Source organism: Neorhodopirellula pilleata (assembly GCF_007859915.1).
Lineage (GTDB): Bacteria > Planctomycetota > Planctomycetia > Pirellulales > Pirellulaceae > Rhodopirellula > Rhodopirellula pilleata.
On record NZ_SJPM01000001.1, the window covers coordinates 455,892 to 471,932 of the forward strand.

General features: G+C 56.9%; 10 protein-coding genes. 3 read left to right on the forward strand and 7 right to left on the reverse strand.

The genetic code is table 11. The features are described 5' to 3' along the window. Nucleotides 1–92 precede the first annotated feature (92 nt). Nucleotides 93–536: a hypothetical protein gene (locus Pla100_RS01375; RefSeq protein WP_146575898.1), complete on the forward strand. Its 444-nt coding sequence runs from the start codon at nt 93–95 to the stop codon at nt 534–536. Between the two features lie 3 nt (nt 537–539). After that, complete coding sequence (locus Pla100_RS01380; RefSeq protein WP_146575899.1) at nt 540–1,574, forward strand: DUF4272 domain-containing protein; 1,035 nt, start codon at nt 540–542, stop codon at nt 1,572–1,574. Here Pla100_RS01380 and Pla100_RS01385 read toward each other — a convergent pair. The 6 genes from Pla100_RS01385 to Pla100_RS01415 form a co-directional block, all read right to left on the reverse strand. Then, nucleotides 1,565–2,896 carry an ABC transporter permease gene (locus tag Pla100_RS01385; RefSeq protein WP_146575900.1) on the reverse strand — a complete coding sequence of 444 codons (1,332 nt, stop codon included), beginning with the start codon at nt 2,894–2,896 and terminating at the stop codon, nt 1,565–1,567. The genes Pla100_RS01380 and Pla100_RS01385 overlap by 10 nt on opposite strands. Next, a complete protein-coding gene (locus tag Pla100_RS01390; protein WP_146576547.1) occupies nt 2,896–3,651 on the reverse strand; it encodes an ABC transporter ATP-binding protein in 756 nt (251 codons plus the stop codon). The genes Pla100_RS01385 and Pla100_RS01390 overlap by 1 nt, the downstream gene beginning before the upstream one ends. A gap of 116 nt (nt 3,652–3,767) precedes the next feature. After that, nucleotides 3,768–5,537 (reverse strand): efflux RND transporter periplasmic adaptor subunit, encoded by a 1,770-nt coding sequence (locus Pla100_RS01395; protein WP_146575901.1) that lies wholly within the window; start codon nt 5,535–5,537, stop codon nt 3,768–3,770. 143 nt (nt 5,538–5,680) lie between these two features. Next, nucleotides 5,681–7,087 (reverse strand): UTP--glucose-1-phosphate uridylyltransferase, encoded by a 1,407-nt coding sequence (locus Pla100_RS01400; RefSeq protein ID WP_146575902.1) that lies wholly within the window; start codon nt 7,085–7,087, stop codon nt 5,681–5,683. A 458-nt stretch (nt 7,088–7,545) separates the two neighbouring features. Continuing rightward, entirely contained in the window at nt 7,546–8,856 is a 1,311-nt protein-coding gene (gene purD / locus Pla100_RS01410; RefSeq protein ID WP_146575904.1) for a phosphoribosylamine--glycine ligase, read from the reverse strand. A gap of 274 nt (nt 8,857–9,130) precedes the next feature. Continuing rightward, complete coding sequence (locus tag Pla100_RS01415; RefSeq protein ID WP_146575905.1) at nt 9,131–12,703, reverse strand: hypothetical protein; 3,573 nt, start codon at nt 12,701–12,703, stop codon at nt 9,131–9,133. Nucleotides 12,704–13,042: 339 nt separating this feature from the next. On the opposite strand from Pla100_RS01415, the gene Pla100_RS01420 reads away from it, so the two are divergent. After that, complete coding sequence (locus Pla100_RS01420) at nt 13,043–14,593, forward strand: hypothetical protein (RefSeq protein WP_231602727.1); 1,551 nt, start codon at nt 13,043–13,045, stop codon at nt 14,591–14,593. A 93-nt stretch (nt 14,594–14,686) separates the two neighbouring features. Here the strand turns inward: Pla100_RS01420 and Pla100_RS01425 are convergent, their stop codons facing one another. Beyond that, a complete protein-coding gene (locus Pla100_RS01425; RefSeq protein WP_146575907.1) occupies nt 14,687–15,895 on the reverse strand; it encodes a hypothetical protein in 1,209 nt (402 codons plus the stop codon). Between the last annotated feature and the right edge of the window lie 146 nt (nt 15,896–16,041).

The following is a 16,041-nucleotide window of genomic DNA, read 5'->3' on the forward strand; positions in this document are numbered from 1 at the left end:
GCGGAATTTCCTCAGGGGACTTCTCGGGAAGCGTTTTTTTTCGTCTAATAGACGTTTGACCTTCCCCGCTTCCACGAGTGTTCTGAGACCCTATGGCCACCGAGCAGACAGACGACGCCGAACAAGAAGACCCCGCTGCCGATATCGTTCTCCAATACAGCAAAGAGGACGTCGATGAGCATGGATTCACGTCCGTTTGGAACATCGCTGCGGCTACTTGCGACAATGACACGAATCGGACCCGCGACATGGCAGGTCGTATTTTGGGGTTTTTGTGCAAGAAAGAGTACGAACACATCGTCATTAGCTCGACCGACGCGACCTATTTGGACGAGTGGTTCGAGCGAGAAAAGGCGATCCTGTACAACTGGAAGGCCGATTCGGAGACGACCGACGCGATCACCCAACACGCGATGGTGCCCGCCGCATCAATGATTAGCTTTCTGAAACGCGAAAAGTTCAAGCCGAACGCCAACTATAGCCCCCGCCGGGCCGATCGGGTTGCTTGGTTCCAAGAAAAATGGGGCGTGGGCTGAGCCTTGCTGTTCGCGTTGGCGACGATTGATTCCGCCGCTCCGCCCGATGCCGCTGGTGTTTGGGCGGACGTCGATCGTCAAACCGTGTTGCCTCTTCTAGCTTGGCTGGATTGCCTCGCACCTCACGCTCATCCGCTCGCGGTGCCGCTACGACGCCATTGGCTGCGAACGCGACGGATCGTCCAGGTCGACCCAGATTCGTGCGGCGATGCCGCCGGTCAGGCTTGGCTGCAGTGGGCGTGGCGAGCCAACGCCATCTGGGTTTCCGAGAATGGACGCGTGCTGTCCGATCCAGCCCGTCTTGCATTGCTCGATCGTGATTTGATCGATGATCTCCTGGTCACCCATCCTGACGCCGTAATCCCGGCCCCGAAAGACGCACGTCAACGACAAGCGGAAGTCGCTGCGGAACTTCGCAACCGGATGGTCGATCCGATCGAGGGGGCAATCCCGGTCCCTGGGGTGGATGAAGTCGCACCGAGGTCGGCAAAAGAGACCGCCGAACGAATCTTGGCGTTGTTTGTGGTTGCGACGCGGGCCGAATCCATTCTCAACGGCCATCCCCTCGATGTCGAGCGGATGCGAGTTCGGTGTCCGCTCGGTTTTGACGCATTGTCACCTGACGAGCGGGCTTTTTTCGCATCACCCAGCCCGCCCGCCGACGCATTTGTGTGGCGATACGAGTCGTTGATGTGTCTGCAGTGGGCGCTGGACATGCAATTCGAACTACCCTGGCCGGACGAGCATGCGGATCTCACTGCGGTGACTCGGTTGATGGTCGACTTGCCGGATCAAACGATCATCGAGCACTCGCGATTACGTTCGCTCGAAGAGCTACTCAAGGAAGCCGAACGCCACCAACAACTTTACTTCGCCGTCGCGTCCGCTCAATCCCAGGGCCAAGAGATCCCCGCCGGGATTGATCCCGGCGTAGTGTGTGAGCGACTGATCGCACTATCGTGGCTGTTGGACTTGCCGATGGCTTCGAGTTGGGACGAAGCCATCAAGTGGGTCGACAACGGGCTAACTCACTCGTGACGCAGGGCGTCGATCGGATTCATCTTGGCGGCTCGGATCGCCGGGTACAATCCGCTGATCAAACCGACCGCGACGGCGATGAACACCGCCAACGGAATGGTCTCGTAAACGATCGCCGGCTGTGAGTCGCGGATCGCACTGGGCAATGCGGCGAACTGATCCGGAAAGCTGCGATTGATTACGAAGATCGCCGCCCGATACATCGGCGGCCCCAGGAATCCCAAAACGATCCCGAGCGCCGCGCCGGCGAACGACAGTAAGATCGTCTCGACCAAGAACTGTCGCACGATATCTCGCCGCTTGGCCCCGAGGGCGCGGCGGATGCCGATCTCTCGGGTCCGCTCGGTTACGCTTGCGAGCATGATGTTCATGATCCCGATGCCGCCGACCAATAGCGAGATGCAGGCGATCAGGATCCCGATACCGAGAAACATCAAACGCAAATTCCGAGCTTGTTCGAGCAACTCCAACGGCACGACGACCGCAATGTCACCCAGCGTCGCATGCTTGGGTCCGAGCATGCTTTCGATCACCTTGGCCGTCGTCTTCACTTGGCTGACCCGCTGGACCTGCATCGTGATCTGGTTCAGCTCCATGATTTCAATTTGGAACTGACCACTTCCCCGAGTCACGATGGTGTCGCCGATGCGGGCCTGCATCGTTTCGATCGGGATATAAACGTCTTTGGAAAAGTCTTGCGAGTCGAGTGATCCGCCGATCGCGGCGGACGGATTGCGAGATTCCAAGACGCCGACGATTCGGTAGTAATCGGTATGCTCGGGCACGTAGATCTGTTTGCCGATCGGGTCTTCGTAGGGAAACAGCTCGTCGGCCACTTCCGCTGAGATCACGCAAACATTCTTGAGTTGCAGACCGTCCGCGTCACTGAGGAACCGACCACCGCGACGACGGATCTTGAGCTTGTTGACGTCCGCGTAGGCAGGAGTGCTGCCGACCAAGCGTCCCGAAACCAACTTGTCACCGTGAGTGAATTGGCGTTTGATTTCGCGAATCGGCACGGCTTGCTGGATCGTCGGCAACGTCGCGATGATGTTCTCCACTTCGCTGCGTTTGAGTCCGTACTGCGACGCTTGCATTCCCGCCATCTTTTCGTCCGGCGGCTTAATGCTGCGGACAATGATCGTGGTCGCACCGAGCGATTCGATTTGTTTCTGAACTTGGTTGCTCGCGCCTTGGCTGACGGCTGTTAAGACGATTACCGCCCACACTCCGATCAAGATACCGAGCATCGTCAGCCCGGTGCGCAGCGGGTGCAACGTCAAGCTTTTGACGCCGAGCGTCAATGTTCGCAGCCACATCATCAGCTAACACCCTGTTTCGCTTTCACGGCCAAAGCCGATTCGCGTTGTGCCAACCGGGCGGCATCGCGTCGGGACTCTTCGACCGGTTCATCGCTGTAGAGCAAACCGTCCTTGAGTCGCACAATACGGCGGGCGCGTTCGGCAACATCGTCTTCGTGGGTAACCAGGATGATCGTTCGGCCTTCTTCATTGAGTTGATCGAACAACGCCAAAATCTCATCCGTCGTGACGCTGTCGAGGTTCCCGGTCGGTTCGTCCGCCAAGATAAAGTAAGGGTCATTGACCAAACTGCGTGCGATCGCGACCCGCTGTTGTTGGCCCCCGGACAATTGATTGGGGCGGTGATCGAGTCGATCACCCAAGCCGACCTGTTCGGCCAACTCGACGGCACGGGCTCGCTGTTTCGGACCAAGTTTTCCTTGGTAGTACAGCGGCACTTGGATGTTCTCAACGACCGTCAATTGTTGGATCAGGTTATAGGACTGAAAGACAAATCCGATGCGACGACTGCGGATCTCGGCGAGTTGGTCGTCGGTCATCAATGAGATGTTGTCATCGCCCAAAAACAGATTTCCGGATGTCGGTTGATCCAGACAACCGAGCATGTTGAGCAGCGTACTCTTGCCGCTGCCCGACGGTCCCATGATAGCGACGTAATCTCCCTCGGGGACGTCAAACGAGACGCCTTGGAGCGCACGCACGGTTTCGCTCTTGAGCACGTATTCCTTGACGAGCGAATCGATCCGCGTCGCCATCGAACGAACCGCCGTATCGGCCGACGCGTTGGGTTTGTACGGATCGACCGACCCGTAGGGAGAACCCGGCGAGTTGATCGTACGGGATTCGGATGAGGGTGTGTCAGGCATCGGCATCAAGCGGCAGGAGTTTCGGAACTCGACGACGACGCGTCCGCTTGCGGTTTGCCTTGGTATCTTCCTTCGCCTCCCGCACCGCCACCGGCTTCGCCGCGCGGCGCACCTCCGCCCGGTCCGCCACCTTGGTAGGACCCACCGCCGGGCCCTCCGCCAGTTCCGGGCCGTCCGCCTGCTCCGGGACGTCCACTTCCTCCGGGGCGGCCACTCGGGCCATCTGCGGTCGGACCGCCAGGGCCGGGGCCTGCGTCGGCCGAAGCGAGGCCGGTTTCCTCTTCATCGGCGGAACCGCGTGCGACGTTCTTGGCCTCTTCGGACAACGCCAGCATGTCGCTGTTGTCGGTGACAATGACTTCGGGCAAGTTCATCAACGTGAGATGTTGACGCAGGTTCAGCACCGCCGACTCGCCCGGTTTGAGCCCCTCGGCGATACTCGCCATGGTTTCGTTGGTCGCCAAAATCTCGACTTCTCGTGTTTCGAAAGATTGGGCGCCGGTTTGAACGAGCGAATACGTTTTGTTGTCGTGTTCATAAATCGCCTGAATCGGGACTTGCGTCGCCGTGGGGATTTGCTCGACAAACACTTCCACGCTCGCCGTCATCCCGGTCCGAATCACGTCAGGTGGATCGATGATCTCGACATTGACGGCGTACTCCTTGATCGACGAACTGAACCACGAACTCGGTTCGGCATAGCGATTGACCTTGGCAACCCGGCCGGTCAGGACCATACCGGGCAACGCGTCGATGCGGATCTTGGCGGGCATTCCCCGTCGCAGCAAAGTGATCCGAGATTCGTTGACCTTGCATCGGACCTGCATTTTGGAAGGGTCGGGCAATCGGATCAGGCTCTGTCGTTCTCGAACCATGGCACCCGCTTCGACGACGAATTCGGCATTGCCACCTCGCGAGCTGTACTTGTTCGCATGGACGACCACTCCGTCGGTCGGCGCGTAGATCACGCACTTTTCGATCTGCTGTTCGATTTCGGCGACTTCCTGTTGTTGCTCGAATAGTTTGGCTTCGGCGGCCGACAGGTTGGCTTTTTGTGCATCGATATCGCTGTCGAATTGAACGAGCATTTTGCGTTTGGTCAGTGTTTGCAGAACCTTCAAACGGCCTTGAGCGGCTTCGAGTTGGTTCCTTGCATTGGCCAGGGCGAACTTATCGGCTTCCAACTGCAGTGACTTGACGAGCCCCTTGGCGACCAAACGTTCACTGCTTCCCAGGGCCAATTGAGCTTTGCGGAGTTCTTGCTCGGCGATCGCGATTTCGCTCAAAATGGCGCGTTCTTCTGTCTTGAATACCCCTTCAAGATACTCCTCACGAGCGATCTCGGCTTGCTCGACGAGTGCCTTGGCGGTCGCGTAGCCGGCCTCGGCAGTAATGACTTCGATGCGATCCTCTTTGAGTTCGATTTCGAGGTTTGACGAGTCCAGTTCGATCAGCTTGTCGCCCTGCTTGACTTTTGCCCCTTCGTCGATCACCCACAGAATAGGAGTGCCGGTGTTCCCGCGTGCCTCGATCTCGCAAATGATCTCGGTATTGCTACTGCTTTCAATTTCGCCCTGCTCGATCACCGTATGGTCGAACGCCCCTTGGGTGACTTCACTAAGAATCAGGTCATCAGGAGCCAGTTTCTTCTGATCTTCCAAATAGGACTGATAACCGAACCATCCTCCCACACCGATCACACCGACGAAGAACAACAAAATGAGCAGAGTGTTGCCCCGGCGGGTGGCCGGGGCTCGTCGGGTAGATATTCGCATGGGGAGGGGGCCGTGGTGCCGGAGGGGCGGAGGTGGGATCGCAAAACCGTCGAGCGTGCTAGTTACTCTAACACCAGCGGAAGCCAATCCGCTCGCCCTGTTCTACGAACTTTTGAAGATTTGGGTCGGCTCCCTCACCATAATCAGGCGTCAAAGTACCGGTCCGACGAGATCGCCAGATTTTCCGGGATCCGATCGGCCAATTCCTCCGCGTCGAGGGCGTACCGGGCGTTGATTTCGACGGTTACCCCATCGGTGACGTTCACTCCCGCTTGAACCAGCCAACTACGGTGCAGATCGCTGATGGCTTGCTTGGCCAGTTTGGGGGTGTCGGTCTCAGCCCCGTCGGCATTCTTGATCGGTGCAAACGCCTTGGCCGGCTCGACTTCCACCACGATGGTTCGCTTCGCCGCAGGCAGAAGATCGAAAATGAATTTCTCGAATTTGGTCGCATTGGGCGACTCGGGCTCGACGCGGTTGCCGGCTTGATCGAGGTGGGGGACCTTCTTGCTGGCACGGTGGAACGGCAGCGACGTGCTGCTGTTTTTTTCTCGAACCAGAAACTCGATGTCGAACAAATGCACGGCAATGCTGCCGGCCCATAATTTTAACCCGCCATCGGCAGTGGTCATCTCAGCCGCCGAATCGGGCAGGTCGCTGTATTCGATCACCTGGGTTCGGCCGTCGACCTGCACCACGTTGCCGACTTTCTCGGTCGGGTAACGCTTGCGAATCACTTGGCTGGTCAATTCACTTTGGGCGAGTAAATGATGGCCGATGAAAACGGGATCGCACAACGTGATTAGCGGGTTGTCGACCTGCCAGTAAAATAGATGCGAGTTGCCGTCCGCCTTCATCTTGTCGAGGCATCCGTTGCGATCGAGTGCCCGCAGCGTTCCGCCGTGACCATCTGGTGACAAAGCGAGCGAGTCCTTGTCGCTCATCAGGATTCTGCCCGATGCCGCGTCGACGGCTGGCATCGTGCCTTGTTGAAAGATGATGACCTGGTCGCGATCGAGCCCCAGGTAGTCATTCGATTCGAAATACTCACGCGTTGCCGCGTCGGTCGCTTCGCTGGTCATCAAGTACATCGGCACTGTCACGCCGTACCGTTTTCCGGTCGCGATCAATCGATCGGCGAAAATCTGAAACAACGTCCGCTCGCTCAGCGGCCCGGCGGGAAACATGCCTTTGGGCAAGTCAAACCCGAGACGGGTGCCTTGGCCTCCGGCCACAACGAGTGTCGCGATCTGCCCGGCTCGCAATGCTTCTGCGCCTTTGGCTCGCGCCTCATCGATCGTCCAGTCAGTACCCGATCCGTCGGCGGATACGGCTGGTGGCAAGTCTGCCCGAGCGGCCAAGGCGGCAAAGTCGGTCGAGGAATCTTTGCCTTCGATTAGCTGTGAAAGTTCTTCGAAATCGATTTGGTTGATCTGAGCGGCTAACTTGTCCCGCGAGGTCGAGTCGAGTTGATCCCAAAACCGCAGCAGGTGGTCTTGCTGGTAGGCGCGGAGATGTTCGAGGAGGGCGTCGTGGTTGGCGGCAGGCATGGGTGAAGAGTGAAGAGTGAAGAGTGAAGAGTGAAGAGTGAAGAGTGAAGAGTGAAGAGTGAAGGGTGAAGAGTGAAGAGTGAAGAGTGAAGAGTGAAGAGTGAAGAGTGGAGACGGCGGAACTGTTGTGTTATCAGCCCCAACGCGCTGGCTGGCTGTTGATTTCATCGTAACCCGATGCGTCAGCGAGGGATTGAACGCCATTCATTCTCTTTGAAGTATCCCTCGCTTACGCGTCTTGAAGTTGTACTTTTGCCTGTGGCATTGGTTTTTAGTAACCCGCTGCGTAAGCGAGGGATGAGTCCATATCAACTATCCCTCGCTTACGCAGCGGGTTACGAAAAAACTGCAACTTCAAAACTCACGCGTCGGGTTTCGATGAGGACTAAATCAACAGCCTGCCAGCGGGTTGCGGCTATCCAACGGTACCACAGTCAGCGAAAACCATGCCGGAACACTCAGGTCGCCGAAACGGATACCAATGCTTTATCACTAATGTCTTTGCGGCACCAAGCGCCTTGCCATCGAATCTTTGCAACTGCCTTGTAGGCCTGTAGCTTCGCGGCGCTGATCGTGTCGCCCATCGCGGTCACACCGAGGACACGGCCGCCGGCGTTGACGACGTTTCCGTCGACCATCTTCGTTCCGGCGTGAAAGACCTTCACGTTTTCCATCGCATCGGCGTCGGCGATCCCCTTGATCGGATGCCCCTTCTCGTACTCGCCGGGGTAGCCTTCACTTGCCATCACGACGCAAATCGAAGGTCGCTCGTCAAACTCCAATCCGTCCAATTCACCGAGCCGACCATCGATGGTCGCCTGCATGACTTCGGCTAAATCCGTTTTCAATCGCATCAGCAGCGGCTGACATTCCGGATCGCCCAAACGCACATTGAACTCGAGCACCTTGGGCCCCGCCGGGGTCAACATCAAACCCGCGTATAAGACGCCTTTGAAAGGGCGTCGACTGCGTTTCATCGCGTGAACCACCGGGACTAAGATGCCCGATTCGACGCGTGCGAGCGTCTCTTCGTCGAGGACCGGGGCGGGGCAGTAGGCGCCCATGCCGCCGGTGTTCGGACCGGTGTCGCCGTCACCAGCCGGCTTGTGGTCCTGGGCCGCCGGTAATGTCAATATCGTTTCGCCGTCGGTGATCGCCAGGACGCTGACTTCCGGTCCGGTCAAGCGTTCTTCGATAATGATTTCTTTACCCGCCGCACCGAACTCCTTGCGGGCCCCGATCCGGTCGATCGCGTCGAGGGCTTGCGACCGGTTCTCGCAAACGATGACTCCCTTTCCGGCCGCCAAGCCGTCGGCTTTGACGACCACATTGACCGGGTCACTCGGTTCGGTAAAGCGGTCTTTGATATATCGCATCGCATCATCAGGCGAGCGGAACGTTTGGTAATCCGCCGTGGGAATATCGGCCGATCGCAATAAGTTCTTGCAGAACACTTTGCTGCCTTCGAGTTCGGCGGCCACCTTCGATGGCCCGAACACCCGCAAACCGGCCGCCTGCATGTCGTCGACCAACCCCGCAACCAACGGTGCCTCGGGACCGACGACGACCAAACCGACATCGTTGTTCTTGGCAAATTGGATCAAACCGGCGTGATCGTCTTGAGCCAAATCCACGTTCGTCGCGTCCACCCCCGTTCCCGCGTTGCCGGGAGCGACAAAGACTTCGCGGACGTGCGAGCTTTGAGCTAGTTTCCAGGCAATCGCGTGTTCGCGCCCGCCACTACCGACAATGAGAACGTTGTATGACATGGGGATGAAATCGAGGATGGGGGGAGGGAGATTCGCTAAGTGCTTGTTCGGAAGCAATTTACCTGATCAGCAAATAGCCGCAACGCACCAGCGGCTTGCTGGTTAAATCGTAACCCGATGCGTGAGCGAGGGATTCCCTGGCCTTATTCAACTACAAGGGATCCCTCACTGACGCTTCGGGTTACGATTAAATCGACAGCCCTAGCGCGTTGCGGCTGATTGTGGTTTATTTGCGAACGAGCCTTGAGCATCACGAGAACAAGATCTCGCAATGCTAGACACTCGCCAAACGATCCAGCATAACGGGATCGTTCGGTGAAGGAGACATCGGGTCCACGCCGAGGCTGCCGATCAGGCTGCTGGGATAGCTCGATGCCTCGGCTTGCTGGCGTTTGGCTTGCACGAACGCCAAGCGATCCTTCAAACCAAGGCGTTCGACGGCTTCGTCGTTTTGGGGTTTGCTGATGAATTCGTTCAAGCGATTTTCAAACGCGGTCCAGTGTTCGACGTCGCGTTGCTGTTTCGCTTGCAATCGACGCGCGTACCAATCGCTACTAAGCAAGGACTCACGCGTGAACAGGTTGCGAACTTCCGGCGAGTCGATCGTGTGTCCGTTGTGTTCGCCGTGAACCATGATGTCCAGAACCGCACGCAACGGCGGGCACGCCAACTCGTAACCGAAATCATTGAAGTAATTCTTCGCAACGCGCGCTTGGGCCTCAGTAATCTGCAGGATCCCGTCGCCGAACGCTTCTAAGTCTTGAGTCTCCGGACGCAGGATCGAGTCCGGGAACACCTTGGCCGGGTTGTCGAACACGCGTGCCAAGTAGGTGCGAACGAACTTCTTGGTCATCCGGTATCCCAGACGACTGGCCGGGATCAGCTTGCCGTTGTATTCGAAGTCTTCGACGCGTTGCAGCATCCCTTCGGCGATCAGTTGATCCGGATCGCGTTCTTGCGCCGTCATCCGGCACCACACCTCGGGGATCAGTAACGAAATATCATGTCCGACTTCGAAATGAGGACCGATATGGCCTGCCGGCGTGCTGAACCCGCCCAAGTCCGTCAGGATCGTGGCAACGATCGCGTTGTTCATGTCGATCGCCGGATGTAGCGCGTTGAACGGTCCCTTGGTGAGCGCCCCTTCGCTACCCGCCCCCGTCGTGCTGGGGCTCTTGCCGGTTAGCGAGCATACCCAATCCATGATCAGTTCAGGCAGTTCTTGATAATGCAATGGCGAATAGACGGCCAAGGATCGAATGCCGGCGGCGCGGTCGGGTGGATTATTGCGGCGTCCGGACAACACCGCGCCCACCGGCGTCAGCACCGGTGCACCGGCTGGTAACTTGCGAAACAGCTGCATGCCCCGGATCGCGACGTAGGTGTCCAAATGGCGAACCATGTCAGGACGGTCTTGCAGGTAGCGAGGGTTCTTCGTCCGGGCTCCATCGACGATCCGTGGATCAGCGGTGCTGACGACGTAGCCGTCCTCGGCCGCAGCGGCCTTTTCCAACAACGCTTCCATCGGACCGGTGAACTTATCAAATTCGATGGCGTCGGCGATGATCTCGCGTGCCTGCTTGCTTGTTAGCGGTTCGAAGTTTGAGATGAAGTTGCCTGGACCGGAAAGGTCCAATTCGGTTTGTTTATCGAGACCGCGATGGACCGCGTCGTCGGGACGCTGGAACAATCGGTACTCGCAGTTCTCGACGAACTTATAGCTTTCCGCATCGGCGAACATCGATCCGACTAGAGGCGGAATTCCGGCATTCGCCAGCGACGATGAAGGCACCACGATACTCGCCGAGATGTCGTCTTCCCGCTGCACCTTGGCGGCCGCGATGAAGTCTTGCCGCAGCTTAAACGTCCGCCATCGGGAGTCTTCCAGTCCGACACGCAGGTAGGTTCCCACCAACGGGCGATCACCGATCTTCAATTCGTGCCCTGGCGAACCGTTGACGATATCGACCCGGAATTGCTCACGCCAATTGAACTCGCCCGGCGATATGCCCTCTTCGGCATCGGTGCCGATGAACCGCTTGACGATCAACGCGATCGCGTAAACATGTTCGGGAATGGTATTGAGCCAAGTGTTATATTCGTCGTTGTATTCCGGTGACGGCGTCAGCAGCTTGATCACGCTGCCGAGAGATCGCTTGGGATCCAAGACACTACGTGAGGCCCTGTCCGCGTAGACCTTTGCTCCATCCGAATCGGAGGCCCATCGATTGCTGTAATCTTTGGCAAAGATTTCATCAACAAGCGCGAAGTCTTTGTCGTGGTCTTTGACGAAGATCGGACCATAGAGCATGTAATCGCGTAGGCTTTTGCTGATTTCGCTCTTGCCGCCGCCGCTGACCGTACATGGCTTGTGGCAAAACACGCCTTCACCGACGGTGCCGATCAACCGCCAGCTCGGGGCGCTAGCGTGTTTGGCCAATTGCAGTTTGTAACCGCTCGGCGTGATGTAAACCTGATCGGGCGACAAGGGAATGGTCTGAGTCGCGCCGGTGGCGTCTTTCCAACGGATGTGACGCGACTTCAGAGACGCGAACGCGCTTTCAGGAATGTAGATAACCTCCGGATAAAGCTTGTCGATGCCATATCCTTCGGGTTGAACATCAATGAAGTCTGCGTAGCGTTGGGCAACTTCAGTAAAAGTCTGTCCATTGTAAAGGCGGCTTTTGGCTTGGAAGTGGTCGCCTAGTGAATACGACGCGAACGCGAGCGCCCCGCCGGCGTGCTCTTCTTCCGCGTTGCCCATCAAGTTGGCCGCGTAGCTGAGCTGTGTCTTGACCTCTTTCTTGCAATAGCCGAAATAGTTGTCGGCGATCAAGGTCACGATCACGCCGGACTCATCTCGGCAAGTTACCTTGAACGCCGAGCCGTCGTTATAAAGTTCGCCTTCGGTTTGCCAGCACATTCGGTCCCGACGTTGACGTTCGGTCGCATCGTCGTAGTGCGGCAAACCGACATCCTTTTTCGTTAAACCAACCAGATGGGTTGCCAGGATCACGCAACCGGTATGCCCGCTCCAGTGCAGCGCATCCAGCCCCGCGTCACCACCGGCAACCAACGGATCGCCAGCGTTGCCGAAGATGGACTCGACAAAGTCCAGGTTGCTACAAAAATTTCCGGGGACGAAGAAACGCGTTTCCATCGTCTTGTGCTCGCTAACGCCCTCAATCCCTGGCGCGACTAACGGACGCAACATCAACGAGACCCATGTGCGAGCGGGTTCGGGGGATTCGCTCGTGTAAGGAAGTTCCAAGTCCGATTCCGGCGGTCGCATTGCCGACTGGAATAATTTCACGAAAACTTCTTTGGGAACGGCTCGTTTGTCACCTGGAATCGGTAACCCGCCTTCAACGACATGAAACGTTCCTGCGGTCGTGCGTCGATCTGATTTCGGATTGTTCAAGACACCATTGAAACACCGATACGATTTAACTTGGTCGTTCTCGAACTTGTTCTTGCCCAGCGGCAAACTTAGCTCACGCGCCAATCCGTGTCGGTCGAGCGTCAACGAACGCGTGGGCAGACGCAACTTGTCGCCGCCGGTGCAGTCGGCAAAGTATCGTTTCAAGAACGCCTCGATCCGCCCGTCGATCGGCGGTTGATGCTGCCTCAAGATCGCGTTGCGCTCGCGGAAACTCTCCAGCAATTCTCGGGGCAACGCCGACTCAGGGTGTTCCTGGTTTGATTCGTCCGGTGGAGTCAAACCCGCCATTGCCAATTGGAAGGTCAAATAACTTTGTCGTCGTTGACGTTCGGCCGGGGACGAACTCAAGACACTGTCCCAACCGACAGAGCGTTGAAGTTCAGCGGAATCACGTTGTAAGGGCATGGGATTAGCCTTTCCAGGTTCGAATACGGAGGGTGATCGGCTCGCAAACCGCCTTTCTGCCGCTAGCGCCTAGAAGCTTACCAAATTGCCTGCAATTACCAAGGTGTCGTCTTGTCCTCGTCACTGCCGCTAGGCCGCATTTCGTTGTCATCGAGCCAACCCGAACAACCGGAGTGACCGTCATTGTTTGACAGAAGTTGGAAAACTCCGCACCAAACCTACGCGAGAAATTGGACTAAGGATGAAAGGGAAGTAGCGTCTACTAACACCCTTCCAATTTCGACACTCGCCCGCCGCGAGAGTCACTTACTCCCTCTCAAGGTTTTCTCAGTGAAGAAGATGCTCCTGTCAACGACGTTTGCCCTGGTTGCGGCAAGCTGCGGTTCGTTCGCCAGCGCCCAATGTTGCGGTTCGCCCGCTCCCGCCTGTGGCGGATGCACCGACACGGTCTCCGGCGAAGTCGCCGCCGACGGCTCGGGCGGCTGCGGCCCCACCATGACCACCCAAACGATCATGGTTCCCCAACAAGTTACCGAGACCAAAATGGTCACTGTGACGGAAATGAAACAAGAAACGCGTGAGCGTTCTTACACCGTCATGAAGAGCGTGCCACGCACCGAAACGCGTACCCGCACGGTCACCAAGTCGGTACCACGCCAAGAAACCAAGACCGAAACTTACACCGTCATGGTTCCGTCGACCAAGACCGAAACCTACACCGTTCAAGTTCCTGTGACGACGCAAGTCGCGCAAGAATACACGGTCATGGTTCCTAAGATGTCGACCGTCGAAGAGACCTACAACGTCTGCGTACCGGTCAAGACTCAAGTCGAAGTCCCGTACACCGTTTGTGTTCCTTACACCGAACAAATTGAAAAGTCGTACACCGTTCAGGTTCCTTACTGCGAACAAGTCGCTCAAACTTACAACGTTTGCGTTCCCTACACCGAAACAAGCGAAGTCAGCTACACCGTTCAGGTTCCTTACACCGAAACGATGACCGGCACCAAGACCGTTTGCCAAAAGGTTCCGGTTACCAAGTACCGCACCGTCAGCAAAGACATGGGTAGCTACCAGTGCGTGACCGAAGAAGTCCCCGCTGCTCACAGCTGTGGCGGATGCGGATCGTGTGGTGGATGCAGCAGCGCTTGCGGTTGCAACGACGGTTGTGGATCGGCTTGCGGCGGATGCACTCAAACGATCACCAAGAAGGTTTGGGTTCCCAACATCGTTTGCGAACAAGTTCCTTACACGACCTACACGACCCAACAAGTCGAACAGTCGTACACCTACGACGTTTGCAAGACTCGCTGCGAAACTCGCACACGCCCGGTTTGCGTAACCAAGTACCGCACCGAAACGAAGACCCGTATGGTCAACGTTCGCAAGTGCCGAACCGAAACTCGCACCAAAATGGTTTGCGTGAAGAAGACTCGTCAAGAAACCCGCACCCGCACCGTTTGCCGCGTCAACTACGTGACCGAGCAACGTACTCGCACCAAGCAAGTTTGTGATCACGTCGCCGAGACTCGCACTCGTATGGTCTGCCAAACGAACATGACGACCGAATCGCGTGAGCGTGAAGTCTGTGTCATGGTTCCCGAAGAAAAGACTCGTACGTACACCGTCACCGTTTGCGACCAAGTCCAAGAAGAAGTGCCTTACACCGTCACCGTTTGCGACCAAGTTCCTGAAACCAAGACCGAAACGTACACCGTTTGCGTTCCTGTCGAAGTTCAAAAAGAAGTCCAAGTCTGCAAGACCGTCATGGTCCCCAAGACGATCGAAGTGCCCGTTCAAAGCGGATGCTCGTCGTGTGGCGAAGCCGCCCCGGCAGCTTCGAGCGATTGCGGTTGCGGACAACCTGTTGCTAGCGATTGCGGCTGCTAGTGATTGATCGCGAACCTTTCGGTTCGAATCAATTGAAGTCAAGCGAACGCCGGGTTCTTTCAAGAACCCGGCGTTTTTTTTGCATTCGAGTCCTCAGTCGTTCTTGATCACGTCGACTTCGTCCGACGCTGTCACTCCGGAAAGTGGATTGTTGACGACGGCCTGCCAAGCGATCTGGCGAAACACGCGATCGAGTTCAACACTCGGGAAATCAGACGCGTCACCAAACTCGATCGGCCCATCGATCAGCTCGGGCGAGCGACCGTATAGGGTCGCGTAAAAAACATAGCCTTCGAGTCGATCAAAGCCGGGCCCCAGATGGCCGAGTTCGTCTCGCCACAAGGATCGTTCCTTTCCGCCCACAGATCGATGAAGACCGTCCACCCCTGGCAGTTCGCCTCGGTGATAACGTTCAGCGGCCAAGACCATCGCATCGCTCGTCGGCAACACAAAAACCTTTCCAGGATACTCCTGATTGAACATCTCGATCAGTGAGGCATAGGTTGTGTGCCGTTCCTTTCCCATCCGAGCGATCGTGGCGGCAGTCAGTTCGGCCTCGGAAGAGGGAAACTTTTCAAGTTGATAAAGTTGCGGCCAAGCGTCCGACAGATAGAACTTAATATCAGGGTTGTACCTCAAACAAAAGTCGATCCAACATCGGTAATATTCGGGTTGATCATTGAAGTAGGGTCCCCACATCATCACATCCCAGTTGGCGTTAGAGATCGAGGCGAGGAGTTTCGGGACCGGTTGCCCGGCGAACTCAAAAATTCCGTTCTCTTGTTCCCATTTATAGCGGGCACTGCCGGTGATGCCGCCTCCGGTATGAGTGAGCAATGTTTGTTGATTGAATCCGGCAGCTCGAGCGATTTTCGGGAGACAGCCATATCCCGGTGCCATGAAGCTGTGTCCCGTGCCGACGATCCGCAGTGATCCATCGTCGGGTTTGGGCCGCGAGGTAACCGTTCCATAGGCCTTTGCGATCTCTTGGGGCGATCGATAGCACATCGCGTCAGATGGGAATCGCTCGTCTTTCCATCGCGGATCGACCGAAAACTCACGCGGCGCTCCGCTTTGTTTTCCGCCTGCCCGGTCCTGCTTCATGAGCTTGGATCGGTAGGCATTGGCCTCCGCGGCCGTTAAGCGACCATCTCGATCAACGTCGGCTGCCGGAAATTGCTTTAGCCATTTTGCAAGCTGTTGTTCGGAGTATTGGGCAGTTGCTTGGTTTGGAATACCCAGTGAGGCGGACAAAGCGACGACGACCCATAGGGCAAAAGCGAACCGAGTTCGAGCGAGCATGTTTCGATAATCCGGAGAGACAAATCAATCAAAGATCGACAGGCGGGATTGTAACCGATTCTCGATCCTGTCTGCCAATTCCCCATTCCATAGATGGACTTGCTATACTTCAACCGTCCGTCGTGATGACGACGACCATTGGGAAC